At 49.4% G+C, this 25,233-nt stretch carries 20 protein-coding genes; 12 read left to right on the top strand and 8 right to left on the bottom strand.

Annotated features, from left to right (window positions below; genetic code table 11):
• The first annotated feature begins 50 nt into the window (after positions 1-50).
• The 4 genes from NWAT_RS10030 to NWAT_RS10015 all read left to right on the top strand — a co-directional run bounded on the left by NWAT_RS10030 (position 51) and on the right by NWAT_RS10015 (position 7,205).
• The gene (locus tag NWAT_RS10030; protein ID WP_013220973.1) at positions 51-2,789 is read left to right on the top strand and encodes a PD-(D/E)XK nuclease family protein; all 2,739 of its coding nucleotides are present in this window, start codon (positions 51-53) and stop codon (positions 2,787-2,789) included.
• Complete coding sequence (locus NWAT_RS10025; protein ID WP_013220972.1) at positions 2,782-6,225, top strand: UvrD-helicase domain-containing protein; 3,444 nt, start codon at positions 2,782-2,784, stop codon at positions 6,223-6,225. Before NWAT_RS10030 ends, NWAT_RS10025 begins: the two co-directional genes overlap by 8 nt.
• A 143-nt stretch (positions 6,226-6,368) precedes the next feature.
• On the top strand, positions 6,369-6,587 hold the full coding sequence (locus NWAT_RS10020) for a hypothetical protein (RefSeq protein ID WP_013220971.1): 219 nt from the start codon (positions 6,369-6,371) through the stop codon (positions 6,585-6,587).
• 36 nt (positions 6,588-6,623) lie between these two features.
• Complete coding sequence (locus NWAT_RS10015; RefSeq protein ID WP_013220970.1) at positions 6,624-7,205, top strand: thioredoxin family protein; 582 nt, start codon at positions 6,624-6,626, stop codon at positions 7,203-7,205.
• A 78-nt stretch (positions 7,206-7,283) separates the two neighbouring features.
• On the opposite strand, the gene pyk is transcribed toward NWAT_RS10015, so the two are convergent.
• The 4 genes from pyk to NWAT_RS09995 form a co-directional block, all read right to left on the bottom strand.
• Complete coding sequence (gene pyk, locus NWAT_RS10010) at positions 7,284-8,762, bottom strand: pyruvate kinase (RefSeq protein WP_013220969.1); 1,479 nt, start codon at positions 8,760-8,762, stop codon at positions 7,284-7,286.
• Between the two features lie 36 nt (positions 8,763-8,798).
• Complete coding sequence (locus NWAT_RS10005) at positions 8,799-9,701, bottom strand: alpha/beta fold hydrolase (protein ID WP_013220968.1); 903 nt, start codon at positions 9,699-9,701, stop codon at positions 8,799-8,801.
• Positions 9,702-9,708: 7 nt separating this feature from the next.
• Entirely contained in the window at positions 9,709-10,908 is a 1,200-nt protein-coding gene (locus NWAT_RS10000) for a dienelactone hydrolase family protein (protein WP_013220967.1), read from the bottom strand.
• A gap of 231 nt (positions 10,909-11,139) precedes the next feature.
• A complete protein-coding gene (locus NWAT_RS09995) occupies positions 11,140-11,679 on the bottom strand; it encodes a hypothetical protein (RefSeq protein ID WP_232420099.1) in 540 nt (179 codons plus the stop codon).
• A 164-nt stretch (positions 11,680-11,843) separates the two neighbouring features.
• On the opposite strand from NWAT_RS09995, the gene NWAT_RS09990 reads away from it, so the two are divergent.
• Positions 11,844-12,692: a class I SAM-dependent methyltransferase gene (locus NWAT_RS09990; protein WP_013220965.1), complete on the top strand. Its 849-nt coding sequence runs from the start codon at positions 11,844-11,846 to the stop codon at positions 12,690-12,692.
• Positions 12,693-12,755: 63 nt separating this feature from the next.
• On the opposite strand, the gene recD2 is transcribed toward NWAT_RS09990, so the two are convergent.
• Positions 12,756-14,939: an SF1B family DNA helicase RecD2 gene (recD2, locus tag NWAT_RS09985; RefSeq protein ID WP_013220964.1), complete on the bottom strand. Its 2,184-nt coding sequence runs from the start codon at positions 14,937-14,939 to the stop codon at positions 12,756-12,758.
• 872 nt (positions 14,940-15,811) lie between these two features.
• On the opposite strand from recD2, the gene NWAT_RS09975 reads away from it, so the two are divergent.
• A complete protein-coding gene (locus NWAT_RS09975) occupies positions 15,812-17,260 on the top strand; it encodes a TrkH family potassium uptake protein (protein WP_013220963.1) in 1,449 nt (482 codons plus the stop codon).
• A 27-nt stretch (positions 17,261-17,287) separates the two neighbouring features.
• On the opposite strand, the gene NWAT_RS09970 is transcribed toward NWAT_RS09975, so the two are convergent.
• From NWAT_RS09970 to NWAT_RS09960, 3 genes are read right to left on the bottom strand one after another with little or no spacing between them, the layout of a single operon-like run.
• A complete protein-coding gene (locus tag NWAT_RS09970) occupies positions 17,288-18,034 on the bottom strand; it encodes an endonuclease/exonuclease/phosphatase family protein (RefSeq protein ID WP_013220962.1) in 747 nt (248 codons plus the stop codon).
• Between the two features lie 51 nt (positions 18,035-18,085).
• Positions 18,086-19,075: a hopanoid-associated sugar epimerase gene (gene hpnA, locus NWAT_RS09965; RefSeq protein ID WP_013220961.1), complete on the bottom strand. Its 990-nt coding sequence runs from the start codon at positions 19,073-19,075 to the stop codon at positions 18,086-18,088.
• A 49-nt stretch (positions 19,076-19,124) separates the two neighbouring features.
• A complete protein-coding gene (locus NWAT_RS09960) occupies positions 19,125-19,667 on the bottom strand; it encodes an acyloxyacyl hydrolase (protein WP_013220960.1) in 543 nt (180 codons plus the stop codon).
• Positions 19,668-20,085: 418 nt separating this feature from the next.
• On the opposite strand from NWAT_RS09960, the gene NWAT_RS09955 reads away from it, so the two are divergent.
• The 6 genes from NWAT_RS09955 (at position 20,086) to NWAT_RS09930 (ending at position 25,203) form a co-directional block, all read left to right on the top strand.
• A complete protein-coding gene (locus NWAT_RS09955; protein ID WP_013220959.1) occupies positions 20,086-20,538 on the top strand; it encodes a tellurite resistance TerB family protein in 453 nt (150 codons plus the stop codon).
• Positions 20,539-20,563: 25 nt separating this feature from the next.
• Positions 20,564-21,142, top strand: a complete 579-nt coding sequence (locus NWAT_RS09950) for a TerD family protein (protein ID WP_013220958.1) — start codon at positions 20,564-20,566, stop codon at positions 21,140-21,142.
• Between the two features lie 64 nt (positions 21,143-21,206).
• Positions 21,207-22,331 (top strand): phosphoribosyltransferase domain-containing protein, encoded by a 1,125-nt coding sequence (locus NWAT_RS09945; RefSeq protein ID WP_013220957.1) that lies wholly within the window; start codon positions 21,207-21,209, stop codon positions 22,329-22,331.
• Positions 22,332-23,075: an HAD family hydrolase gene (locus NWAT_RS09940; RefSeq protein ID WP_013220956.1), complete on the top strand. Its 744-nt coding sequence runs from the start codon at positions 22,332-22,334 to the stop codon at positions 23,073-23,075.
• Positions 23,072-24,199, top strand: a complete 1,128-nt coding sequence (locus NWAT_RS09935; RefSeq protein WP_013220955.1) for a cysteine protease StiP family protein — start codon at positions 23,072-23,074, stop codon at positions 24,197-24,199. The genes NWAT_RS09940 and NWAT_RS09935 overlap by 4 nt, the downstream gene beginning before the upstream one ends.
• 26 nt (positions 24,200-24,225) lie before the next feature.
• The gene (locus NWAT_RS09930; protein WP_013220954.1) at positions 24,226-25,203 is read left to right on the top strand and encodes an HpcH/HpaI aldolase/citrate lyase family protein; all 978 of its coding nucleotides are present in this window, start codon (positions 24,226-24,228) and stop codon (positions 25,201-25,203) included.
• Positions 25,204-25,233: the final 30 nt, after the last annotated feature.

Below are 25,233 nucleotides of genomic sequence, written 5' to 3'. Positions count from 1 at the left end.
ATTTAGACATAAGCATATATAGTTGCCAAGGAGAGCCTCTTGGCGCAGCAGTGCCGAAATTACCCATTCCATTGATTTGTGAAGATGATGTTTTTGCAGCACTAGAAGCAGGGACGCTCCTGCTAACGATTAATAATCGTTTGGCGCGGGAATTTCAACACCGTTATGATCGAGTCCAGCAAGTAAAAGGATTGACCGTCTGGGAAACGCCGCGAATTCTTCCTTGGTCGGTGTGGCTGCAGCGCTGTTACGATCATCAAACGGTGACTTTCACTGAGGCGGATAGTCCTAGCCCTACCCTGCTTAGCCCCTTACAGGAACAAAGTTTATGGGAGCGGGTGATCTATGATTCGCCCCATAGCGGGGCGCTATTACAAGTTCCTGCCATGGTTCGTACAGCCCAGGAAGCGTGGCGGCTGTGGCACGCCTGGCGCCTACCCCTGGCGGGCCAAACCCTCTTTCTGACGGAAGATACCCAAGCTTTCCTGGAATGGGCTCAGATTTTTGAGGACCATTGCCGAGCGGATCATTGGTTGGATAATGCCCGTCTACCTGATGCCGTAGCGCGGATGCTGGAAGAAGGGCGGACCCCTTTGCCGGAAACGGTCATCTTAGCGGGATTTGATGAATACACCCCCCAGCAACAGGAGTTTCTGACCGTTCTTGAACAGCGGGGAGTTTTGCTTCAAGTTTTTGCCAACCAGGGTGAAGCGCAACAAACCAGGCGGGTAGCCCTAGCTGATACGATAGAAGAAATCACTGCAGCGGCCCGTTGGGCCCGGCGCAGGTTAGAATACTCTTCCCGAGAAAGGATTGGAATCATTGTCCCTGAGCTGGAATTTTTACGGGCTCAGGTGGCGCGCATTTTCGATGATGTCTTTCATCCTGAAGCTGTACTGCCAGGCCGGGGGAGGATGGAACGGGCTTACAATCTTTCCTTGGCGCAGCCATTAGCGGATAGTCCTTTGGTGCATACGGCGTTGCTTATTTTGGAGCTTAGCAAAGGGGAACTCTCCATGGCGGAGGTGGGGGCGCTTTTGCGCTCGCCTTTTGTGGGTGCGGCAGAGCAGGAATTTTCTCACCGCGCCCTTTTAGATGCTTATCTCCGTAAGACTCGAGAGGAAACGGTGTCGTTAGAACGCTTATGGAAGGCTGCTATTACAGCACGGGAGGAAGACGCTGCCCACCACGGGTATCCTGTCCTGGGAGAAGGGCTCCAGCAGTTTAAAGCTGAAGTTGACTCGTTGCCGGCAAGACAGCCTCCGAGTGGCTGGGTCCAAAGTTTTACACGCTGGCTTCAAATGTTGGGTTGGCCTGGAGAACGTCCCCTTGACAGTGAAGAATACCAAGCGGTTTCGGCTTGGCATAAAAGCACACAGTCTTTTTCCAGCTTAGATCGGGTCGTGCCTTCCCTCAAAAAAAATGCGGCCATTGGAAAATTCCGGCGACTTCTAATGGAAACTTTGTTTCAACCCGAAAACCCCATTGTGCCGGTTCAGGTGATGGGCGTTTTGGAAGCAGCTGGCGAGCAGTTCGACGCCGCCTGGCTATTGGGACTACATGATGGTATTTGGCCGATGGCGCCTCGCCCTAATCCCCTGTTACCTATCGATTTACAGCGCCGCCATCGTTTGCCCCATGCTTCCGCCGAGCGGGAGCTGGCATATACCCGCGTTGTAACGGAGCGTTTGCTTGCTAGCGCGCCCATGGTCATTGTCAGCCATCCCTGCCGGGAGGGGGACAAGGATCTACGGCCTAGCCCCCTTATTGCCGAGCTAGCGCCTGTCCCTCCAGAAAGATTGCAATTAGCTTCGGTTGATGCCTATGTCAATGAAATCCAGCGAACGGGGAGAATGGAAACCTTGGTCGATGCGCAGGGACCTCCCCTGGAAGCAGGCACCCAGGTAGCAGGCGGCACTGGACTGCTTAAGGCTCAGGCTGCCTGCCCTTTCCGCGCTTTTGCCGAATATCGCCTTGGCGCTAAAAGACTTGAAGAACCCAGCGTGGGTTTAGAAGCTTTGGACCAGGGAATTTTAATTCATGTCGCTTTGCAATATTTGTGGGAAAAATTGCAAAATCAACATACCCTTTTATCCTGTAACGCCGAAGAATTACAGGCGCTGGTAGCGAAGGCGGCAAAACAAGCGATTGCTACGCAAACGGCAGTACGCCCCCAGACTTTTACCGAGCGATTTACCGCTATAGAGCAGGAGCGGTTGGAACAATTGTTGTTGGAGTGGTTGGAGCGGGACAAGCAGCGGCCCCCTTTTGCCGTGCTGCATCAAGAGAAGTCTCAGCCTCTAAACCTGGGTGGTCTCAGTTTGGACACCAGGGCGGATCGGATTGATCAGCTGGAAAGCGGTGAGCGGGTTATTGTGGATTATAAGACTGGCCGCTCCAATCCCCGGCACTGGTTTGGCGAGCGGCCTGAGGAGCCCCAGCTTCCTTTATATTGTATCACTCATAAGGTACCCCTGGCGGCCGTCCTGTTTGCGCAAGTCCGCCGGGGAGAGACGAAATATCTGGGGGTTACTAAAGAAGAGGGCAGTATTCCCGAAGTTGCTATTTTTACTCGTGTTGCTGACGGTCTAGACAGTTGGGAAGAGCTATTAGCGCGATGGTCGCAAGTTCTCCACGCTTTGGCGGCAGAGGTGATGGCTGGGTATGCGGCCGTAGCGCCACGGGACGCTAACAGTTGTGATTATTGTGCTTTGCCTGGATTATGCCGGATTAACGAGCTGCGCAGTGGCGCTGCTAAAAATAAAAAAGAAGGGGACAGGGATGGTTGATTCGTCCATTCCGGATGCCGATGCCCGGCGGCAGGCTCTCAATCCCCATGGCTCCTTCATTGTGCAAGCGCCTGCCGGCTCGGGTAAAACGGAACTCCTAACCCAGCGTTACTTGATGTTGCTGGCGCGGGTGGAAGCGCCGGAGGAAATTGTCGCCATTACCTTTACCCGCAAAGCGGCTGCGGAGATGCGCTACCGAATCATAGAGGCCCTTGCTAGTGTCAAGGAGAGCCAACCGCCAAAAGCTGAACCAGCCAAAACCACTTGGGAGCTAGCTTGCGCAGTGCGGCGCCGCGATGAAGGGATGGGGTGGTCACTTGAGGACCATCCTGCCCGTTTGCGCATTCAGACCATTGATTCCCTCTGTGCCAGTTTAACCCGGCAGATGCCCCTTTTATCCCGCTTTGGCGCCCAGCCCGGAATTACCGAAGATGCGGAAAGTCTCTATCGCCAAGCTGCGCGTAGAACTTTGGCGGAGGTGGAAAGTGGCGCGGAATGGTCCGCTAGCGTGGAAACCTTGTTGCGTCATTTAAATAATAATTGGGGCAAAATCGAACGGTTGCTTTCGGCAATGCTTGCCCGGCGAGATCAATGGTTGCGTCATCTCGCTAGCAATGAACAATTGCAGCGAGAGCTCCTGGAAGAAGCGCTTCAGGGGGTTATCCAGGATGGATTGCAGCAGGTTAGCCGTTGCTGTCCCGAGCCGGTGCTGGCAGAAATATTAGAGTTTGCCCGTTTCGCTGCTGGTAAGGTTGCCACCACTGCTCCAGCTTCTCCTATTCAGGCTTGCCGCGATCTTTGGAAGCGGCCTGGAACCCAGGCCGAGGCATTACCCCATTGGCTAGGACTGTCCCAGCTTTTGTTGACGAATGGAGGCGAATGGCGCCGACAAGCGAATAAAAACATTGGCTTTCCCGCCCCTAGCGCTGCTCGCGGCCAGGAGGAGAAGCAATTTCTGAAGGAGCAAAAACGCGCCTTTTTAGATTTTCTGGCGCGCCTGGAAGGAGAAGAGGCGTTGCGTTGTGCACTGCATGATCTGCGTTTCCTGCCTTCGGCTTCTTACACGGCAACTCAATGGCAGTTGATGGAGGCTCTATTTCAACTCTTACCCTTAGCGGTAGCTCAATTGCAATTGGCATTCCAAGAGCGAGGTGAAGTGGATTTTACCGAGGTAGCCCAGCGGGCAGTGGCCGCTCTGGGGGAGGCTGAGGCGCCCACGGATTTGGCTTTGGCTTTGGATTACCAGATTCGGCACTTGCTGATGGATGAATTTCAGGATACCAGTCTCAGCCAGTACATCTTATTGGAAAGATTAACTATTGGCTGGGAAGCGGGTGAGGGGCGAACTTTATTGGTGGTTGGCGATCCCATGCAGTCTATTTATCGCTTTCGCGAGGCTGAAGTGGGACTTTATTTGCAGGCTTGGCGGCAAGGAATAGGGCAGTTACCCCTAACGCCCTTAACATTATCGGTCAATTTTCGTTCCCAGCAAGGCATTGTAAATTGGGTTAATCAGTCTTTTCGCCAGATTTTGCCGGCGGCCCAGGAAATAGCCACTGGCGCCGTCCCTTATAGCCAGTCCCATGCCTTTCATCCTCTTCTGGCGGCACCGGCGGTCCAGGTTCATCCCTTTTTTGAAAAAGACTCGCTAACAGAAGCAGAAAGGGTGGTTCACCTGATTCAGCAAACCAGGCAGGCAACACCAAATTCCACCATTGCCATTCTGGTACGCAGCCGGGGTCATTTAGCCGGGATTGTACCTCTGCTGAGAGAGGCGGGTTTGGGTTTTCGGGCCTTGGAGATTGAGCCCTTGGGCAGTCGTCCGGTCGTGCAAGATTTACTGGCTTTGACCAAGGCCCTGTTTCATCTGGGGGATCGTCTCAGTTGGCTGACGGTGTTGCGTGCCCCTTGGTGCGGTTTAACCTTGGCGGATCTCTATGTCCTGGCGGGCGAGGATAAGCAGGCGGCTATTTGGGACCGTATTCAGGAGGATGCTTGTATTCAGCGGCTGAGCGAAGAAGGCCGGGAGCGGCTTGGCAGGCTCCGTCAGGTATTCGCCAAAGCACTGGAAGAACGCCGGCGAACCTCGCCTCGCCGGCAGGTGGAAGGAGTATGGCTAGCCCTTGGTGGACCTGCTTGTGTGGCTGACTCCATAGCATTGGAGGAGGCTTCCGTTTACCTGGATTTGCTGGAGGGGGAGGCCGTGGCGGATGAGATTCTTGATTTCAGAGCCCTGGAGGAGTCGGTAGCGCGGCTCTTTGCCCCACCCGATAGGGAGGCGGATGAGACTTTGCAGATTATGACTATCCATCGAGCTAAGGGGCTGGAATTCGATACGGTGATTGTGCCTGGTCTAGGATGTCCCCCCCGTCATGAAAGTCACCAATTGCTGCTTTGGGCGGAGCGCCCGACCGCCCATTATTCGGCAGGAAATAAGGGTGCTCTCTTATTAGCGCCTATTACCGGAGTAGGTGGATCGCAGGATTCTATCTATCAGCATATTAAAAGGCTCCATGAAGAAAAGGGAGAGTTCGAAAATGGCCGCCTGCTCTATGTGGCGGTAACGCGGGCAAAACACCGGCTGCATCTGCTTGGGCAGGTGGAGCTGGATGACACGGGTAAAAAAACCAAAATGCCCTCAAAGCGATCTCTGTTGGCTTCTTTGTGGCCCGCGGTAAAAGAAAAATTTGAAGCGGCAGCCCTTCTCCAAAGAGAAACCGAGATCAGAGAAGAAGGGACGGATCTCGCGGATTCTCCAATCTCGGGCTTTATTTCCCGGCTAAGCACCCAGTGGCAATGTCCCGCGCCTATGGCGGGAGTTAGAGTGGATATCGGAGATTTACCGGAGGTGGCTCCTGCCTTGGATTCCATTGAATTTGATTGGGCGGGAGAGACCGCTCGCCATATAGGGACGGTGGTTCACCGCTATCTTCAAATCATTGCCGAGGAAGGTCCTGAGCACTGGGGCTTGACCCGGATCATGGCGCTTGCGCCTGCCTTGCGCCAGGCGTTGAGGCAACAGGGGGTGGTGGCTGATGAGATGGAAAATGCCATGGAGCGCGCCCGGGAAGTACTCGGGCAGACTCTTGAAAATCCGCGAGGGCGTTGGATTCTTGCTTCAAACCATCGGCAGGCGCGGAATGAATATGCTTTGAGCGGTGTTTTAAACGGTCGAATTATTCGGGCGGTTATTGATCGCACCTTTATTGATGAGGCAGGGGTTCGATGGATTGTGGATTATAAAACCGGTACTCATGAAGGTGGCGATAGGGAGGAATTTCTCAATAGAGAACAGGAGCGCTATCACGCCCAACTGGAGCGCTATGCCGCCCTGATGGCACTTAAAGCACCTGAAACGGAGAAAATAAGATTGGGGCTTTATTATCCTCAGCTAAGTGGCTGGCGAGAGTGGGGGTGGTCTAAAAAAATCTTTTAGACATGCCCGGTTGGGAAGTTGCTAAGGCACGTTTTGCGATGTTCAGGTATGATGGTATGACCGTGTAATTATAGTGATAATTCGCCTGTTATTAGACACATTGACCCTTTAAATTAGAATAGTTTCTAAGCGAGCAGGAAAGAATGAAACCATTTGGCATACGTATTACCTTACATTCTAGCGATACCATGCGGGCATCCCATTTGCTCGGCGAAGAGTGGGAATCTTACCGTTGGTACCGGACCATGGAAGAACGGGATAAAGCGTTTGAAGAATTACACCAGCCACTCCCCTATTATCAACGGGCGGATAATTCGAATCTTGTTTTGACGAAAGTTGAAAACAGCCGCTCAGTTGAATAAGGGTTTAATTGATTTTGTTCCACCAAGGAGGAAATAATGGCTAGAACTGAGTCTATAATGTTGGATTTGGGTACCCAGGCGCCGGATTTTCAATTACTGGAACCGGCGACAGGGCGTACCGTGTCACTGGCGGATTTTAAGGGAGCTAGTGGTTTGTTGATCATTTTTATGTGTAACCACTGTCCTTATGTGAAACACATTAGCACTGCGCTCTCCCAGTTTGCCCGCGAATACCAGCCTAAAGGTTTGGCGATTGCGGGCATTAGCGTCAATGATGTGGAAAACTATCCCGACGATAGCCCAGAAAAAATGGCGGAGGAAGTAGAAGCGCAGGGATATATTTTCCCTTATCTATATGATGAAACACAGGAAATTGCAAAGGCCTATAAGGCAGCCTGCACGCCTGATTTCTTTCTCTTTGATAAAAATCATAAGTTGGTTTATCGGGGTCAGTTTGATGCTAGCCGGCCCGGTAATGATGCACCGATAGCAGGTGAAGATCTCCGGGCAGCGGCTGACGCAGTGCTTGCTGGCCAGCCTATTTCTGGTGAACAGCGGCCTAGCATGGGTTGCAATATTAAATGGAAGCCAGGGAACGAACCGGATTATTTCGGGTAGTGGCTTTTAAATAGCGGCGAGAAAAAGCCCTTTTTATAGGGTCATGGCGCGAAGGGGAATTACTAAATTATTTGAATTCTATTCTAAAAGGTAGAGCTTAAAAAGATAGGTTTCCTTCGCGCCAGCTTCTGCTTGGCTAGCCATGACTACGATTCGATCATTAGAGTGGATGATGTTTTCTTCCTGAAGCTGTATAAGGGCAGGGCGGATCAGATTTTCTAGTGTTTCTTCATGGGGCATGGTAATCAAGGAATGCCCCCAATGCAGGAGTAATTGCCGCAGTAGCCGCTCTTCAACCACTACGCCATAGACGGGAACGCTGCTGCGGGCTGAAGAAAGCGCCCGCAGGGTAGCACCGGAAAGAGAGAAGGCCAGGATACAGCGAGCCTTTGCATTGTGGGCTAGATTAACGGCTGAAGCGGCCATTTTATCGTGCATATCTTGTTTACCCCGTACCGGGATTTCACTCTTAACATTTCGAAGTTCTTTCTCCGCTTCCCGGCAAATACGATTCATTTCCTGAACCGCCTGAATGGGGTAGTGACCTGAAGCCGTTTCTCCAGATAGCATGACCGCATCCGAACCGCCAATGACAGCATGGTACACGTCGTTAACTTCGGCCCGGGTAGGTTTATCATGATGAGTCATACTTTCCAACATTTGGGTGGCAGTAATGACTGGAACGCCAAAGGCATTGGCTGTCTGGATGATGGCCTTTTGGATGCTTGGGACCTTCTCCCGTGGCAGAGTCACCCCTAAATCACCTCGGGCAACGAGCACGCCATCGGCGACTTGCAGGATTTCGTCGAGATTGTCAATGCCTTTATGATCTTCGATCTTAGCAATAATAAATGAATTTTTTTGGCCCCATTCGGCAAGGCGTAAGCGCATTTCAATAATCTCTGTCGCCGAGCGAACAAAAGACATGGCGACCATGTCCACATCAAGGGAGATGCCAAAGCGGGCATCGCTTGCATCTTTCTCGTTAAGAAGAGGAAAGCTAAGCTGAGAATCGGGAAAGATCACCCCTTTTCGACTCCTGAGCTGGCCACCAAGTTTGACTTGGCAGCGAAGGTCATTCCCTTCTGCTGAGAGCACTGCTAATTCAATGGAACCATCATCAAGAAACACTTTTTGGCCTGGCGTGACATATTGGATGATATCTTGATAATCAATACCAATCCGCTTGCTGGAGACCATTTCGCCATGGCCTAAAAGGATTTCCTGCCCCTCCTTAAGGGAGAGGGATGGTGGGTGCTGAACATTGCCTACCCGTACTTTGTGTCCTTGAAGGTCTTGGAGGATAGCGACGGGTTTCATAAGACGCCGCGCGGCTTCTCGGATTGCGCGAGCGATTCTCCCATGACTTTCATGGTTGCCATGGGAAAAATTTAAACGAGCGACGTTCATTCCCGATAGCAGCATTTTTTCTAGGGTAGCTGGCGAATGGCTGGCAGGTCCGATTGTACAGACGATACGGCAGGCCCGTGGATCTTTTTCAAACTTGAAGGGAGTATCCCATTCATGGCCTGCTTTTTTTTGCTTTTTTGAAATCACGAAATGTCCCTTGCAAACAGGTTCAACGGGTCTTTTTTAACGCTGCGCAACAGGGTGAGCAGGTTTTAATTTCTTTCTTGCAAGCCATTCAATAATAATACTGTTAACTTGCTCCGGCGCCTCCTGCTGTACCCAGTGGGAGATGCCGGGAAGATAGTGCAGAGTAAGATCGCTCACATAGCGTTCGGTTCCGTAGGTAGTTTCTTTTCCTAAGGCTAAATCCTCTTCACCCCAGATCATTAAAGTGGGGATTTCAATCAACGGTAAATAGCCATGATATTTGCGCCATGGTAATTCTCGGAACAGCGCTCGGTAATAGTTTATCATGGCTCGGAGTGCGCCGGGCTGGGCGGCATTACGGCGATAGATATGAATGACCTCAGGGGGGAAACGATCTTTATTGACTGCCAGATAGCGTATGGTTTTACCTAGGAGCCAGGCGTTGTGCCTGCTCAGCAGCCATTCTGGAAACCAGGGAATTTGGAAAAAGAGTATATACCAGGATTTCCTTAACTGCCGCCATGTTGTCAGGGATGTAAGGAAGGGGGCGGGGTGGGGCACATTCATAATGATAAGGCCCTCTAAAGAATGGATTTTGTTAATGGCGAATAACCAGGCGAGAGCAGCTCCCCAGTCATGGCCGATAAGCAAAACGGAGCGGCAACGGGAAGCTTTAATAAGCGCGACCATATCCGCAAGGAGATGATTGGTACGGTAGGCGGCTACTTTTGAAGGGCGTGAGCTACGCCCGTAACCGCGCAGATTGGGCGCCCAAACGCGATAACCTTGGTCTGCGAGCAGTGGCATTTGATGATGCCATGAATAGCTGCATTCAGGAAAACCATGGAGGCAAAGGGCAAGCCGATCCCCCTGGCCGCATTGTTCAACCTCAAAGTAAAGCCCATTCGCTGGAATGAATCGGGTCTCTATGGGCGCCATGAATTATTTACTGATCGGTTTGTGCCCGTTTTCCGAGCAGGGCGTAGATGACCCGGTACATTCGCCATAGATCCGGTAGTTCCTCAGTCCAGAAAGCACGAGTAAAGAGGCTTTGAAATTTAAAGTCTACATGGGTGAGTACCTGTTCTATTAAGTACACTTTCGTTTGCTTGGGAGGCAAAGCACCGGCTAAGGCGAGGCTTTCAGTATAAGGGATGAGTGGATCGCTTTTACCATGGATGAGGAAGAGCTGGGCTTGAAGTTGGGTTAAATCTTTATTGCTTAAACTTAGGTTTTTGATGAGCTGCCTCATTCCTGAAGGCAGCGCCTGAATGAGGGCGGCAACTTTTTTGGGATCGGTATTATGTAAGAGCATATACACTGCCTTTCCCTCCGCCCCTAGCCTCGATGCTAGAGAGACGATTTCTGCCTCTGGATTGTGGATTTTAATTTGTATCATTTTCTCTAGTACCGTTTGATCTGTTGAATCGGCAAGGTAGTTGAGACTGGTTGCCGCAAAGACGAGCTTGCCATATTCACTGGGATTTGGGTAATGAGTGCTCTCTGAAAGATAACCCGTGGTAAAAAAGCGGATAGCCGTTTCCAAATCATAATAGCCGCCTACTCCAAGGATGAATTGCACCTTGGTACGGGCATCTTCTTCGAGGGCGGCAATGATTGCTAGACCCACAGAGAAACTGAAGGCCCCGAGTCCCAGATGACCTGGAGGAACTAGGTTAGGACGGTTCGCCAGATAGAGCAGGGCATCGGCAATTATCCGCGGATGTTCCGGCCTTACTTGGAGGTGTCGAAATTCTTTTAACTCCGGGGTAAGCACGGCAAAGCGAGCTCGTGCTAACGTTTTGGCAAAGGCGATTAGGCGCGGGTCATCTTTGGCCAGGGGAAAGATACCAGGGACTAATATGATGCCCGCTTGAGGAGGTGCGGAGGCGGGTAGGTAAATTGTTCCACGATGGGTACGATTCCTGATCCTATAGGTGATTTCTTTTTGGTTAGGGGTAGAGGTAGTGGATTTCCACTGTGAAGGCGTTTCCTGGGCTGCAATGTCAGCCAGGATTAGGGCTGCCTCGTAGCTGCGCTGGGGAGCGCAGCCGCTGAATAAAAGTATTAAGGTAGAAGTAATCCATAAATAGCTAATGAGTCGTTTTTTTGAAGTGGAGGCTGGGTAATAAGAACGAATATTCACCCCACTGCCTGCTACTAGGGCCGTATCTTGCTTAAGGTAAAAGCGTTATAAAAATCATAAGCCATCTTTAGGCTTTGAATAAGCGACGCACCGTAATAGAAGACTTAATCGGCATGAGTGGTATTGAGTAGTATGGAAAGGATAGACTTAATCCGCCCGTCTACGGGAGTAGTTCTATTTCTCTTGCCGCCCATGCCGGATCAAGATCTTATCTAAAATTAGGAAATTATCTTATAGCGCGGTTGCTTTTTTCTCTTTGCTTGGAGAATTTACCTTACGTTTAGCGGTTTTTCTAGCACGTTGCTTACGTTCCCATTGCCGCTCCCATTTCTTCTCAAAAACGGCGATAGCATGGGTTTTAGCGATTGCCTTTTTTTCGGCCAGACGCTTTGCTTGTTCTTCAGATTTAATGCGATCACGTTCCGCTTTGTCCTCAGCTTTGAGATTCGCCTTTGCCTGGCGTAATTCTCCTGTCGCTTCACGCTTGGCTTCTTTTGTTTTAGCTAGGGCTTTGCGCGCTCGATCAGCCGCAGCTAGTGTGGTAGCACGCTTGGTTTCTTTAGCTTTAGTGACGGCTTGTGCCGCTCGCTCTTTTGCCTTATCGGCCTGTTCTGTAGCCTTGTCCAGTTTCTTCTGAGCTAGCGTAATTGCCTTTTCAGCCCGGGATATTGCTTCGCTCACCTGTGGTGCTTGTTGGTGTGCGCTTTTAGCTGTTTTCTTTTTCGTCGTCCGTTTTGCCATAATATTGATTTTAGAATTTGGATAAAACACACCTGTAAGGATAGCGCAGAGAGCAGGTAGCTGCCAAATAAAATAAACGTTAAATTGAAAAACACTTAAATTGTCCTAGTATATAAATTTGTTCTTGACATTAGCGCGCTATTTTACAGAATGACTTTCTTCAGACATATATAAAAAATTAATGGGAATAACAGATGACATTCGAGGATATTCATCTCCCTTATTTTGATTTGCTGCTGGCGCAACTAGAACAAGAAAACACAAAATTAGAGCTTGCTTTTGGGCGCCATGTCCACTGGGGCTATTGGAGCGAACCGCCACAAGGGGTAGTTTCACCGGAAGATTTTGCCCAGGCGGCAGAGAATCTCACTAAAAAGATTTACTTTGCGGCCAACACGAAAAATAATCAGCGAATTTTGGATGTGGGCTGTGGGTTTGGAGGCACCATTGCGAGCTTAAATGAAAATTTCTCTGGCATGGAGTTAATCGGACTGAATATTGATATTCGGCAATTACTTCGAGCACAAGAAAAGGTAAAGGCCCACTCAGGTAATACCATTTACTTTGAAGCAGGCGATGCCTGCGCGTTGCCTTTTCCTGATCAATCCTTTGATGTGGTTTTAGCCGTGGAGTGTATTTTCCATTTCCCCGAGAGGAGTAAATTCTTTGCGGAGGCTTGGCGAGTGCTTAAACCAGGAGGGTATTTTGCACTTTCTGATTTTATTCCCCAAAATTTTTTTTCACCGCTGACGGCATTCAGTTCAGGATGGCCCTTTGCACGGGGATTTTTTGGCCGCTGTAATTTGCAGTATACTTTGGCGCAATATCGTTCCTTGGCCCAGGCCATGGGCTTTAAAGGGCGAATAGAGAAGGATATTACGGAGAATACACTTCCCACCTATTCTTTTCTTCGCGCACTTGGGGGAGAGTTGGGAATTAAAGATCTTTCCGCTAAGGTTGAAACCGGGATAGCGGAATGGACAAGTCGCCTTGGCTTATTGCGCTATAGGATACTTTCTTTCGAAAAATTAAAATCGAAATAAGCATTTTGCGGGAAGGAGTTTTAATTTTCTACTTTCCTGATGGACGGTGATGGGTGTTTCATTTCAACTGTTCGCTAACCGTGCTGAAAGATGGGTCAGGCGAGAGGTTGCATGGGACTTTTTAACGGCTATGGCAAGCGCTTTAGGCTGCCCCACAATAACGACCAGCTTTTTGCCGCGGGTAACACCCGTGTAGAGGAGATTCTTCTGTAGCATGGTATAGTGCTGGGTAGCTAGGGGAATGACAACCGCTGGGTATTCTGAACCTTGGCTTTTATGCACCGAGATAGCGTAGGCTAAAGCAATTTCGTCAAGTTCACCTAGTTCGTATTCTACCTCGCGGTCATCGATGCTGATATACACGAGGCTCTTCTCAGGATCTATCCGGGTTATTCTGCCAATATCTCCATTGAAGACTTCTTTGTCATAATTATTGACAGTCTGAACAATCTTGTCGCCTGGGGCAAAGGTCCAGCCGAACCGGTTGATTTTGGGGCCGGCTTGGGGATTGAATTGCTGTTGCAGAAGTGCATTAAGCGCTTGTGTTCCAAGACTGCCCCGATTCATGGGGGTCAGGACTTGAATATCACAAATGGGGTCAAAGCCGAAGCGTTTGGGTATCCGCGTGGTGACTAATTCTAGGAGCCTATCCTGGATGGCTTCAGGTGACTCAGTGGGAATAAAATAGAAGTCACTGAGCGGGGCCGCTTCATGGGTTCTCTCAGGCATCTTTCCTTGATTGATTCGGTGGGCATTGACAACGATTTTAGAGTTGGCCGCCTGGCGAAAAACTTCGGTGAGATGGGCGGTCGTAATTTTTTTGGAAGCGATGATATCCGCTAATACCTGCCCTGGCCCTACCGAAGGCAACTGGTCTCTATCGCCTATTAGCAGGCATGCCGCATGCGTGGGGATGGCTTGAAGTAGTTGATTCATCAATTTCACATCGACCATGGAAACTTCATCAATAACGATAAAATCAGTGTGGAGGGGGTTGCCTCCATGATGCTTGAAACCCATGGCATGGGGATCGAATTCAAGCAGACGGTGAATCGTTTTGGCTTCAAGTCCAGTGGACTCAGCAAGCCGTTTTGCCGCTCGCCCGGTAGGCGCTCCAAGGTGGACCTGGATTTGCTTGGCTCGAATAATGCGGAGAATGCTATTAACGACAGTGGTTTTTCCAACCCCCGGACCCCCGCTAATAACAGTGATTTTGCCCCTGACCGCTTGTATAACCGCCGCACGTTGCGAGGGGGAGAAGCGCAATCCTGTTTTCTCTTCCACCCAGGGAATAGCCTTATCCGTATTGATCTCTCCCCAAGGGGGGAGACTCTGAAGGAGGCGCTGTAAATGTTTGGCGATGCCTGTTTCCGCACGATAAAGAGAGGCAAGAAATAGGCAGGGTTTGTCATGAATAATCTCGTCGATGAATTGTCCTTCAGTAACTTCTTGGGCAATGGCATGTTCGATAATAGGGACGGAAATTTCCAGCAATTGACTAGCTGTGTCCGCTAATTTTTCCCGCTCCATCGCGCAATGTCCTTCGGTTGCGAATTCCTGGAGTACATGGCGGACTCCCGCTTGGGCGCGGATAAGGGAATCAGCGGGAATTCCTAGCCGTTGGGCAATCCTGTCGGCGGTTTTAAAACCAATACCATGAATGTCTAACGCCAGCCGGTAAGGATTCTCGCGAACCTGTTCGATGGCGTGATCGCCGTAGGTCTTATAAATGCGAACCGCCCTGGCGCTACCCACGCCCTGGGATTGTAAAAATACCATAATGGCGCGAACAGCTTTTTGTTCCGCCCAGGATTGAATGACTCGCGCTTTGCGCTTGGGGCCGATGCCGTCTAATTCGGTGAGGCGCTCGGCTTTGTGTTCAATAATCTCGAACACTTGTTCGCCGAAGGTTTGTACCAATTTCTTGGCAAAGTGGGGACCGATCCCTTTGACCATGCCCGAGCCGAGATACTTTTCAATTCCTTCGAGAGTGCTGGGGGGGATGACTTTCAGATGTTTTGCTTTGAACTGAAGTCCATGGGTGCGGTCATTGAGCCATTCGCCGCGACATTCCACATATTCCCCCGGTATGGCTGTCGCGGTATTACCAACCACGGTGATGAGATCGCGCTCGCCACGCACCTTGACTCGCAGGACGCAAAATCCACTTTCCTCGCTATGAAAAGTAACCCGTTCTATGGTGCCAGTGAGATATTCAGGCAGAGATTCTGGGTGGAAAGTGTTCATATTGGCCCGCTGGGGTGGCCAGAGTCCAGTCTATAAGAATTTGAAAATAATGATATTATAAATTTTACTTTAAGCCCCGTACCCCATTAAAATAGGCTGTGGTAATTGAGTTTTGAAGTGAATTAAAAATTCTTCATCCCCGTCTTTTTCGAGTAATCGGACTGTACCTTTCTGCACCCAGAACACGGTTACATTATCAGCGATACGGTGAGCTTGGGCAAGGTTGTGGATGACAATCAGGATAATGTTTCTTGGCTTGATAAGTAGTTAGCCCTGGGTATTGGATAGGCGGATCTCTACGTAATATAGTCATTTAAGAATCCACGGGCGTTAGGACTAAGTTAGCGGTTGGTACTTGAATAAGTGACCGCAGAAAGGTTTGATGAATGAGTCATGTACCGCCATCTAAAGCAGGCGGCTTGCCCGCTGACTCCTCAAGGCTTTAGCCTGGATCAACGTTCTGTGCTTCGGGGCCGCATGACCACGGACCGTGCAAATATACAGAGGCATTTTAATTTTAGGATGCTTGCATATCCATACACTCTTGAAGACATTTTTCAATGCTCAGGTTTTACCCGGCAACGCTTTTTACCGAAACCCCAGCCTTTGGTTGTCAAAGAGCAAGCGCTCCTTCAACGGTTATCTCCAAGGGGTGTCTTCTTCCGGGAACTGAAGGAAAGTTTACCTCCAATCAGTGGCATGTACTCGATGGCGTACCGATTTCCTGCGGCCGCCATTACCTTAATGGCTTGCTCGTTATTATGATATGACATTAGTGACGATACTTCAGTCTTTTCAAGAAAAAATATCTGACATATAAGTTATATTTTATTTGAAAATTAATTCATACATATTCAAAGAGACGTAGATTGATGCTCAATTTAGTTGTGGTTATCCGCACCCTTGGCGTTCTTCTACTTATCTACAGCGTAGCGATTGTCCCACCTCTTCTTATTTCCGTGGGCTATCAGGATGGGGAATGGGTTCATTTATCAATAGAGTCGCTTATTTCCTTGCTGTTGGGACTGGCTATGTGGTGGCCACTGCGCCATAAAGAACTTAACCTTCGCCGAAGGGATGGCTTTGTCATTGTTACGCTGTTTTGGTTTGTGCTCGGTCTCATCAGTGCGATTCCTTTTCTTTTTATGCCTCACCTTGATCTTTCAGATGCCGTATTTGAAGCCATTTCCGCTTTCACGACGACGGGCGCGACAGTAATCGTTGGTTTGGATCAGTTTCCTCCTTCGATTCTATTCTGGCGCCAGGAACTGCAATGGCTAGGCGGTATCGGCATGGTTGTCACCGCCGTAGCCATCTTGCCCATGCTCGGTATTGGGGGAATGCAATTATATCGGGCAGAAACGCCGGGCCCTATCAAAGGAGAAAAACTTACCCCTCGCATTGCTCAAACAGCCCGCGCCTTGTGGTTCGTTTATGGGGGGCTAACGCTTGCTTGCGCGACAGCTTACTGGCTTGCGGGCATGTCCTGGTTTGATGCCATAGCCCATAGCCTGACTACCGTCTCTACCGGTGGGTTTTCCACCCATGATGCCAGTTTAGCGCATTTTAACAGTCCCTTGATTGAAGCCATTGCCTGCGTTTTCATGTTGCTTGGCGCTATTAATTTCGGGATTCACTATTTGGCTTTGCACAAGGGTCGGGTTGATCTCTATTGGCGCCAGAGTGAAATTCGGATGTTTCTGGCGGTGGTGGTGGCATTGATTATTCTCATTGCTGCTACCTTGTTCCTCTCTGAAACTTATGCAGATCCTGCCACGGCGCTTCGTTATGCCACTTTTCAAACCATTTCCGTGATTACCAGTACGGGCTATGGGATCGATGATTTTTCACTTTGGCCTTTGTTTTTGCCTGTGTTGCTTATTTTCTCCAGTTTCATGGGGGGGTGCGCGGGCTCCACTGCAGGGGGGATGAAGGTTATCCGTTTCTTATTGTTAATCAAGCAGGGCCGGCGGGAAATGTACCGGCTAGTTCATCCTCAGATTGTGCGGGTACTCAAGGTTGATGGCCGGCCTGTTCCCGAGGAAGTCACCAGTGCCGTATGGGGGTTTTTCTCCCTTTATCTATTGTTATTTACTATTCTCATGATGTTGCTTATGGCGGGGGAGATGGATCCGATCACTGCTTTTGGCGCTGTGGCTACTTGCTTGAATAATGTGGGTCCGGGTTTAGGAGAGGTGGCTACTAATTTTACTAGCGTGAGTGACGGGGACAAATGGTTGTTCTGTTTCGCCATGTTAGCTGGCCGGTTGGAGTTGTTTACGGTTTTGGTGCTATTTTCCCGAATATTCTGGCGTAGCTAACGGGGCCTCTAAGCCGCTATTGGGCGTTTATGCCCATCGATAAGTAGCAAGCAGCGGTTTATGATCGGAGGGGGCAACATCTCCCACAAAAAAATCCACCACATCGCTGGTCATGGGTTGTAGGGGTCCCCAGTGGAGTACCCAGTCAACGACCTGGGGCGTGTGAACATAGGTGGGATAAGCGGGACGAGTGATTTGGGGGATGCGGCCTAAAGCAGTAAAACAATCAGTAAGGCCGCCTTCTTGGAGCACTTTTAGGGGTAAGTAATGATCGTTAAGATCCCCCATGAATAGCAATGGTGAGGACTGCGTCGCTAGTCGGCGCAGCATTTTGACAGTGTTAAGAGCTTGGGCAACGCGTACATTGACTCTATCGTTGCGTTCTTGGTGGTTGCCGGGCCAAGTGTAGTGGGCGGTGGCCACCAAGAGGGGCGGTCCGCCAGTAATTTGAGGTTGTAACCGGACCCAAAAGAGGCGGCGCCACTGCTCTAGAATTCCAATATTCTCCGCGCCATATTCGAGCAGATAGAAAAGCGACTCATTCCAATAAATATTGCTTTCTCTCTTCCAACCTTCAAAGGGGTCATCCACCCGTTGATGGGTCGGGAGCGTTTGATCCAGTAAGGATTGGCTTTGGGGGCAAAGTTCTTGCACGCATAGAATGTCCGGTCGATGAAGCGTGATGAATTGCCGCAAGGGTTCTTGCCGCTCTGGCCAGCGCTCATCCTGCCATAAATTATAGGTGCAGACGACAAAGCGCGAAGAATTGGACATAGTAAGTAATCCCCGCTAGCGGAAGCAGAGGAGGAATCTCTTTAGCCTAGTCTACAGGTAGTTATTGGCCTGAAACCAGCTAATTGCATCATGAATTGCTTCTTGAGCGGGGCGAGACTGATAGCCTAGCAGTTGCTCCGCTTTAGTGCTAGAAAAAAACATATATTTCTTTGCCATCCGCACGCCGTCAACCGTGGTCATGGGTTCTTTGCCGTTGGTCAGACGAGCCCAGCCTTGAGCAAGGTAAGCGATTGGCAAGACCATGTGAGGTAAAAGTCGGAATCTAGGAGGACGGCGGTGGGTAAGCTGGGCGATCGTTGCCAGAATATCATGCAGGGTAAGGTTCTCGCCTCCAAGAATATAACGCTCACCCATGCCGCCTTTTTCAAAGGCCAGGAGGTGGCCAGCGGCGACATCATCCACATGGACCACGTTGAGACCGGTGTTCATGTAGGCAGGCATGTTTCCTGAGGCGGCCATGACAATGACTCTGCCAGTAGGCGTGGGTTTGATATCCCGTGGTCCAATAGGGGTGGAGGGGTTAACAATCACGATATTTAGCCCCAGTCTGCGCCTCAGATCCTTAACTGATTCCTCAGCCAAAAATTTAGATCGTTTATAGTGGCCGATCATGGTGTCGAGGCTGGAGGGGGTTTCCTCATCAGTTGGCGTACCATCAGGGCTTAATCCCAGCGTGGCGACGCTACTGGTGTAAACAATACGGTTAACGCCGGCTTCCGCCGCAGCGTGGATGATATTCTCGGAGCCCCGGACGTTAGTATCATAAAAGTCTTGCGAACGGGGAGCCCATAAGCGGTAATCAGCCGCCACATGAAAAAGAGCTTGGCAACCATGGAGCGCTTTTTCTAGGCGCCGTTGATCTTTAAGATCACCTTCAAAGATTTCTATGGGTAACCCTTCCAAATTACGCCGATCACTGTTGGAGCGGGCTAATACCCGGACAGTTTCTCCCGCATCGAGCAGTTGCTTGACTACCGCCGAACCTACAAAGCCGGTTGCGCCGGTAACAAAGCTGGTCATGCTCCTTGTTTTCCTGCAGGTACCTGGAGCGAGGCTTGCCGAAGCATGGCTAAAAGGCTAAGGGTAGGGAATAGGTCAAAAGCAGTTCATTCTCGCCAGGATTATTATCATGGATACTGGCGTTGGAGATGTGGGCGAAGCGTACTCCAAGGCGAGAGCCCTTATCAAATTGATAAGCAAAAGTTATGCCGCTGCGAAATTGAAAGGTGCCCCCGAGATCCTTGCTCCCGCCTTGGTGGTATCCTCCTACCGTAAAAAACGGCGTGGCAACTAACCTCCGGTATTTAATATTAGTGTAGATGCCGCCGTAGCCAAACACTCCCCCGTCCGTATTCGCCATTATTCCCATAACAGGGCCAATGAAGGATAGTTTTTTTCCATAGCGGTATTCAATATAACCAGCGGCGGAAATTTCTGAATGAACAATATCAAAGGCCCCAGCCCCAAAGTCCAGGTAGCTTGGCTCATCGGCAAGGAATTCAACGTTACCGATTTTGAATGCGGCGGGCTGAGAGTCTTCCGCCAATACAGGGTAGTCCCAGGTCAGGAAAACTAGAACGGCCCCCATCATCGCTTTTGAAAACATCTTCATCGTTTTTATATCTCTATATACAGTAGCTAAAGAGAAAGAGCGTTAGTGATTGGTGTATAAACAAGACAATCCCTTATCTTGAACTATTCCGCAATCACAGTGATAATTTTATTAAACTTTTCTTCTTAAGATTTTTCATATAAATTCCTGATTTCTATAGTAGTGATATGCTACTTGCATGAATTAGGATAACTATTTACCGTCAGCAGGGAAGGCTTGCTTTTTGAAACAGCATAGATATGCTAATTTAGCATTGCTGAATATCCACCTATCTGTTAGGTGCCCTAACGTCGTCTAAACAGAATAATATTAGGCCCGGGAACAATGAAGAATATTTAACTTCTTAAGTCTGGCATTCAGGATTTTTTATGTCAACCGTCCTCGGGGCACAACTGTAACGAGAAAGAGGTTCACAATAATGGCTTTGAGTTGGTTAAAAGGTAAATTTAACGAAGTCTCTACCAATTTGAAAAATGAGACCACTAAAATCAGGAATAAAGACTTCCTTGAAGGCGTAATTGCGGGCTGCACCCTGGTCGCTTATGCTGATGGGGTTGTCAAACCTGAAGAGAAGCAAAAAATGATGGGTTTTTTGCAAACATCGGAGGTATTGTCGGTTTTTGACACGGAGAATGTTATCAAGCTGTTTGAAAAATTCTCTGCTCAATTCGAGTTTGATCCAGCCATTGGCGAAGCCAATGCGCTTCAGGCGGTCAGTAAAGTTAAAAAGAAAGAGGGGGAAGCCCGGCTTTTGGTACGGGTTTGCTGCGCAATTGGAGCATCGGACGGTGATTTTGACAATGCTGAAAGAAAAACGGTGAGCAAAATCTGCTCAGAGCTGGGATTGAATCCGGCTGATTTTGATCTTTAAAAAAGACTGATATAAGGAGTAAGTAATGGCGGTAACCTTACAGAAAGGACAGAATGTATCCCTGAGCAAAGAAGCCCCCGGTCTAAAAGAGGTTGCGTTTGGGTTAGGATGGGATGCTCGCTCTACCGATGGCACTGATTTCGATTTGGATGCCAGTGCGCTTATTTTAGGCGAAAGCGACAAGGTGTTAAGCGATAATCATTTCGTTTTCTATAACAATACGACCGATCCTAGTGGCGCTGTAACCCATACGGGGGACAATCGTACCGGCGAGGGAGAAGGGGATGATGAAAGAATCATTGTCGATGTCTCTAAAATGCCGCCAGAGGCGAAAAAAGTTGTTTTTGTGGTCACTATTCATGAGGCGGAGTCCCGCAATCAAAATTTTGGCCAGGTAAGTAACGCATTTATTCGCGCGGTTAATAATGCTGACAATGCAGAGATTGCCCGTTATGATTTATCGGAGGATGCCAGCATTGAAACGGCCATGATTTTCGGGGAATTTTACCGCCATGGCGAAGAATGGAAATTTAAGGCGGTAGGCCAGGGCTATGCGGGTGGATTAGCCGGCGTAGCCAGGGATTTTGGCGTCAATATTGGCTAAGGATATCTATTGTTGAGCGCGCGTCGGCGGATGGCTGCGCGCTCAACAATAGATGGGTTACTGAATGGGCCATACTATTCGTCTTGCTGCGGGGACTTTGACCATTGAAGTCCGCAAGACCCTTTTCCCATTGAACGATTTATTGGATTTTGCTAGCCGAATCAATCCCAAGCGCGGATACTTGTTTGTTTCCAAAGTGCTTGGCAAGCATATCCCTTGCCAGCCTTCGAGAATGCGGGATATTTACAATCGCTTGGCTCTGCCTCTCTTAGAGATACCTGGCCCCGCTATTTTTATCGGTATGGCTGAAACGGCTACGGGTTTGGGCGCGGGGGTTGCAGATAGTTTGGTCCGAAAAACACAGCGCTGTGATATTGTTTTTCAACACACCACCCGCCATAGCCTGCCGATCACCGAATGGGTGTGTTTTGATGAATCCCACAGCCATGCGCCTGAGCATATCCTCTATCCACCTTTGCCGGTTTTTCGTGAACGATTTTCTCAAGCACAAACCTTGGTTCTTGTGGATGATGAAATCAGCACAGGGCGGACGCTGAGAGAGCTGAGCTACAGAATGATACAAGTGCTACCCCATATTCGGCAAATTGTGGTGGTATCCATTGTTAACTGGCTTTCGCCCGCTCAAAAGCAGGTATTTCAAACCAATGTTAACAAGCCGGTATCTTTTGTTAGTTTGTTAGAAGGCGTATTTTCGTTTATTCCTAATGTAAAATATAAACCTCCTCCTTTACCTGAAAAAACCAAAGCATTTCAGTCAACGGCGCAAGCTTGCCAGCAGACTGGCCGGCGGGGGATAGCGATAGGAGATAAGAAGTTCCGTATGCCAGATGGTCCTTATCCAAAGGAACGTAAGGTGTCTGTTGTAGGGACCGGCGAGTTTCAATTTCAACCTTTTCTATGGGCGGAGCAGTTGGAAAGAGAAGGCTTTGATGTCCTGTTTCAGAGCACTACCCGTTCCCCTATTCGCTTGGGCGGACCCATTGGCGAAAGTCTTAGTTTTAAAGATGAATATGGGGGAAGTATCCCTACCTATCTTCATAATCCTCCTCGTGGCAGAGAGGTTATTATTGCCTATGAGTTTGCCGAATTAGCACGTCATCACAATCTTCCGGAGCAGCTGGGTGGAAGTATTTGGGGGGTGGCTACCAAAACGGGATCGGATTGTTGAATGAAGCGTTCCGTCTTTGTCTTTTCTGATCTGGATGATACTTTGTTGCAGACTCAACGTAAATGCCGGGCACCGGGTCCGTTGACGGAAGCGGCGGTCGATAGGGAAGGCCGTCCCTTGTCTTTCCACTCCCAGGAGCAGCTATTATTGTTGCGGCTCTTTGAAGCTTGCACTTTGATTCCTGTGACTGGGCGCAATTTAGAAGCGCTGGGCAGAATTCGTTCCCCTTTCTTTTCCAACTATCGAATCACCAGCCATGGTGCATTGGTGTGGGATACCAATAGTGCTTTACTCCCGGAATGGGAGAGCACCATTAGGGGAGAGGCCTTAATTTGGGAACCGCGGATGCAGCATCTTCTTGTAGTGATTGAAGGCTATCAGCGGGCGGAGCAGGTAGAAGATTTGCGGTTTCGTATTATTTACGATGCAGGGATACCCGTCTATCTTTCTATCAAAGGCGGCCCTAAGCAACTTTCAGCGGTCGAGGGGGTGGTGGTGCCTCTTTGGGTCCAGGAAATGGGCGGAAGGTTTCACCGCAATGATCATAATATGGCGCTTCTTCCTCCTTATGCGGATAAGGCCAGGGCCGTGAAATACATCATGACGCTGATTCGCGAACATTGTGAGGAGCCACCGCTATTTATTGGCATGGGTGACAGCTTGACCGATATTCCTTTCCTCCGTGCTTGTCATTACGCGCTTACACCGCAAAATAGCCAAATTCAACAGGAAGCCTGGGTGTGAGCCAGGCGGCAGATGGCCCCGTTGTTGGGATTGAAACTGGGCTTTGTCCTATCACGGGAAGTTACCGTCAGGTTGATTGCCAATTCTTATTGACGCCACTCCAAGCTGAATTCTTCTCTATCCAAGAGAAGGAGCGCCTGATTCAATCGGGTGAGAAGCATTATTCGGAGATGATCAGCTTTGAATCGCCGCCTAGCGAATCTTATTTGACTTTATTCCGAAGCTTGACTCAGCGTCATAAAGGCCGTTTGGCTGCCGAAGTGATGAGGCTGGCGCAAGGGATCGCTAATACTCGATCGGCGCCTATTACCCTGGTATCATTGGTTCGAGCGGGTACACCCATCGGGGCTTTATTGCAGCGGGCTTTGAGCCGCCACCTCCAAGTAGATTCCCGGCATTACTCCATTTCTATTATCCGAGATCGGGGCATTGATGAACAAGCTTTAAAATTTTTGTTAAGAGAGCACCAGCGCCCGGCGGCTGGGGTTGTATTTGTAGATGCTTGGACAGCCAAAGGCGTTATCACAAAAGAGCTAAAACGGGCCGTTGCCCATTGGAACGCCCGCCATCAGGAGCAGCTCAAAGACACGCTTTATGTGATTTCTGACATTGGCGGAGTGGCGGATATTGCCGCGACCTACGAAGATTATGTGATCCCTTCCGGTATTCTCAATGCACCGGTTTCAGGACTCATTTCTCGTTCCATATTAAATTACCAGATTCAGCCAGGGCAGTTTCACGGCTGTACTTTTTATGAGCACTTACAGCAGCATGATGTTAGTCATTGGTTCCTGGATGAAATAGAAGCGGAAATGGATGTTAACATTGTGGCGCCCTTTCCTTCTATTTCTCGCAGGGAGCGTTATGCTCAAACCCAGATTTATCTTAACCGTTGGATCGATAGTTATGGTGTTGGGGATATCAATCATATTAAACCGGGGATTGCGGAAGCAACCCGGGTGATGTTGCGTCGTGTTCCGGAAAGACTTTTGCTGCGGGACCCAGGGGCGGAGGAAACCGCTCATTTATTAATATTGGCGGAAGAGAAGGGGGTAGTGGTCGAGCATCAGCCGGATATGCCTTTTAATGCGGTGGCTTTTATCAAAACCATAAAAACAACGTAGTATTCTATAAACTCTAGAAAAAAGCCATGTACCCGTCACAATTCCAGAGCACTCAACTGACGGCGAATGCCTACCCGATGCAGGCCCAAATACCCCATTATATGGAGCTTGGCGCTACCCTTTATATGCCTGCTACGCGGAAGGATATCGCGAGAATTCTCAATCAACAAAAACTTACCGGTCTACGTTCGGCTGTGGTATGTACTGAAGATTCCATTTTGGAACAAGAGCTACCTCCCGCGCTCGCTAATTTGCGGCGAGTATTGGAACAGCTTCGCCCTTCCTCCATGCTGCGTTTTATTCGTCCTCGCAACCCCGAGATACTGTCTCAATTGATGCGCTATCCTGAAATTAGAAGGATAGATGGATTTGTATTGCCCAAGGTGGATGAGAAGAATCTACCGGTTTACGCGGAATTGGCTGCCCAGATTCCCGATCTGCTTTTAATGCCTACGCTTGAGACGGAGGTGGCCTTTAGCCGAGAGCGACTGGAGGCGTTTCGCAAGGTACTTGCTAATGTGGGCAATCCCATTTTATGCCTTCGGATTGGTGGTAATGATCTCCTGCGTTTGTTGGGATTAAGGCGACCTAAACATTTAACAATATACGATACGCCGCTACGGAATATAATCAATGATGTTATTTTGACTTTTCGTCCTGCAGGCTATGGGCTTTCTTCTCCGGTTTTTGAGTATCTTAATGATTATGCCACCTTGCGGCGTGAAATAATGCTAGATATCGCTCATGGCCTACTTACTAAGGCGGCTATTCATCCTAGTCAAGTACCCGTGGTGGAGAGAGCCTATCGGGTCTGTGAAAAAGATATGGATTTGGCGCAGCACGCCCTTAAGAAAGGAGCACCAGCCGTGTTTAAACTCAATAGCCAAATGGTTGAACCGGCTACCCATTGCGCGTGGGCGGAACGATTGCTGTTACAAGCCGAGCTTTATGGTGTCTGTTGCGAACGGCTGAATAGTTGTGATTGTACTCGCAATTTCTCTTGAAAATTACTCTTTATAGAACCGTAAAAAATT

Source organism: Nitrosococcus watsonii C-113, from assembly GCF_000143085.1.
Taxonomy (GTDB): domain Bacteria; phylum Pseudomonadota; class Gammaproteobacteria; order Nitrosococcales; family Nitrosococcaceae; genus Nitrosococcus; species Nitrosococcus watsonii.
The sequence above is the reverse complement of the archived record's forward strand: the minus strand, read 5'-3'. Positions and strand labels throughout refer to the sequence as shown.

What these genes read in the sequence shown, in the direction of transcription:
- hpnA (WP_013220961.1), bottom strand. Translation starts at nt 19,075, where the DNA reads ATGACCAGCTTTGTTACCGGCGCAACCGGCTTTGTAGGTTCGGCGGTA.
- NWAT_RS10015 (WP_013220970.1), top strand. Translation starts at nt 6,624, where the DNA reads ATGGCTAGAACTGAGTCTATAATGTTGGATTTGGGTACCCAGGCGCCG.
- recD2 (WP_013220964.1), bottom strand. Translation starts at nt 14,939, where the DNA reads ATGAACACTTTCCACCCAGAATCTCTGCCTGAATATCTCACTGGCACC.
- NWAT_RS09970 (WP_013220962.1), bottom strand. Translation starts at nt 18,034, where the DNA reads ATGTCCAATTCTTCGCGCTTTGTCGTCTGCACCTATAATTTATGGCAG.
- NWAT_RS09930 (WP_013220954.1), top strand. Translation starts at nt 24,226, where the DNA reads ATGTACCCGTCACAATTCCAGAGCACTCAACTGACGGCGAATGCCTAC.
- NWAT_RS09955 (WP_013220959.1), top strand. Translation starts at nt 20,086, where the DNA reads ATGGCTTTGAGTTGGTTAAAAGGTAAATTTAACGAAGTCTCTACCAAT.
- NWAT_RS09990 (WP_013220965.1), top strand. Translation starts at nt 11,844, where the DNA reads ATGACATTCGAGGATATTCATCTCCCTTATTTTGATTTGCTGCTGGCG.
- NWAT_RS10020 (WP_013220971.1), top strand. Translation starts at nt 6,369, where the DNA reads ATGAAACCATTTGGCATACGTATTACCTTACATTCTAGCGATACCATG.
- NWAT_RS09950 (WP_013220958.1), top strand. Translation starts at nt 20,564, where the DNA reads ATGGCGGTAACCTTACAGAAAGGACAGAATGTATCCCTGAGCAAAGAA.
- NWAT_RS09945 (WP_013220957.1), top strand. Translation starts at nt 21,207, where the DNA reads ATGGGCCATACTATTCGTCTTGCTGCGGGGACTTTGACCATTGAAGTC.
- NWAT_RS10005 (WP_013220968.1), bottom strand. Translation starts at nt 9,701, where the DNA reads ATGGCGCCCATAGAGACCCGATTCATTCCAGCGAATGGGCTTTACTTT.
- NWAT_RS10025 (WP_013220972.1), top strand. Translation starts at nt 2,782, where the DNA reads ATGGTTGATTCGTCCATTCCGGATGCCGATGCCCGGCGGCAGGCTCTC.
- NWAT_RS09960 (WP_013220960.1), bottom strand. Translation starts at nt 19,667, where the DNA reads ATGAAGATGTTTTCAAAAGCGATGATGGGGGCCGTTCTAGTTTTCCTG.
- NWAT_RS09940 (WP_013220956.1), top strand. Translation starts at nt 22,332, where the DNA reads ATGAAGCGTTCCGTCTTTGTCTTTTCTGATCTGGATGATACTTTGTTG.
- NWAT_RS09975 (WP_013220963.1), top strand. Translation starts at nt 15,812, where the DNA reads ATGCTCAATTTAGTTGTGGTTATCCGCACCCTTGGCGTTCTTCTACTT.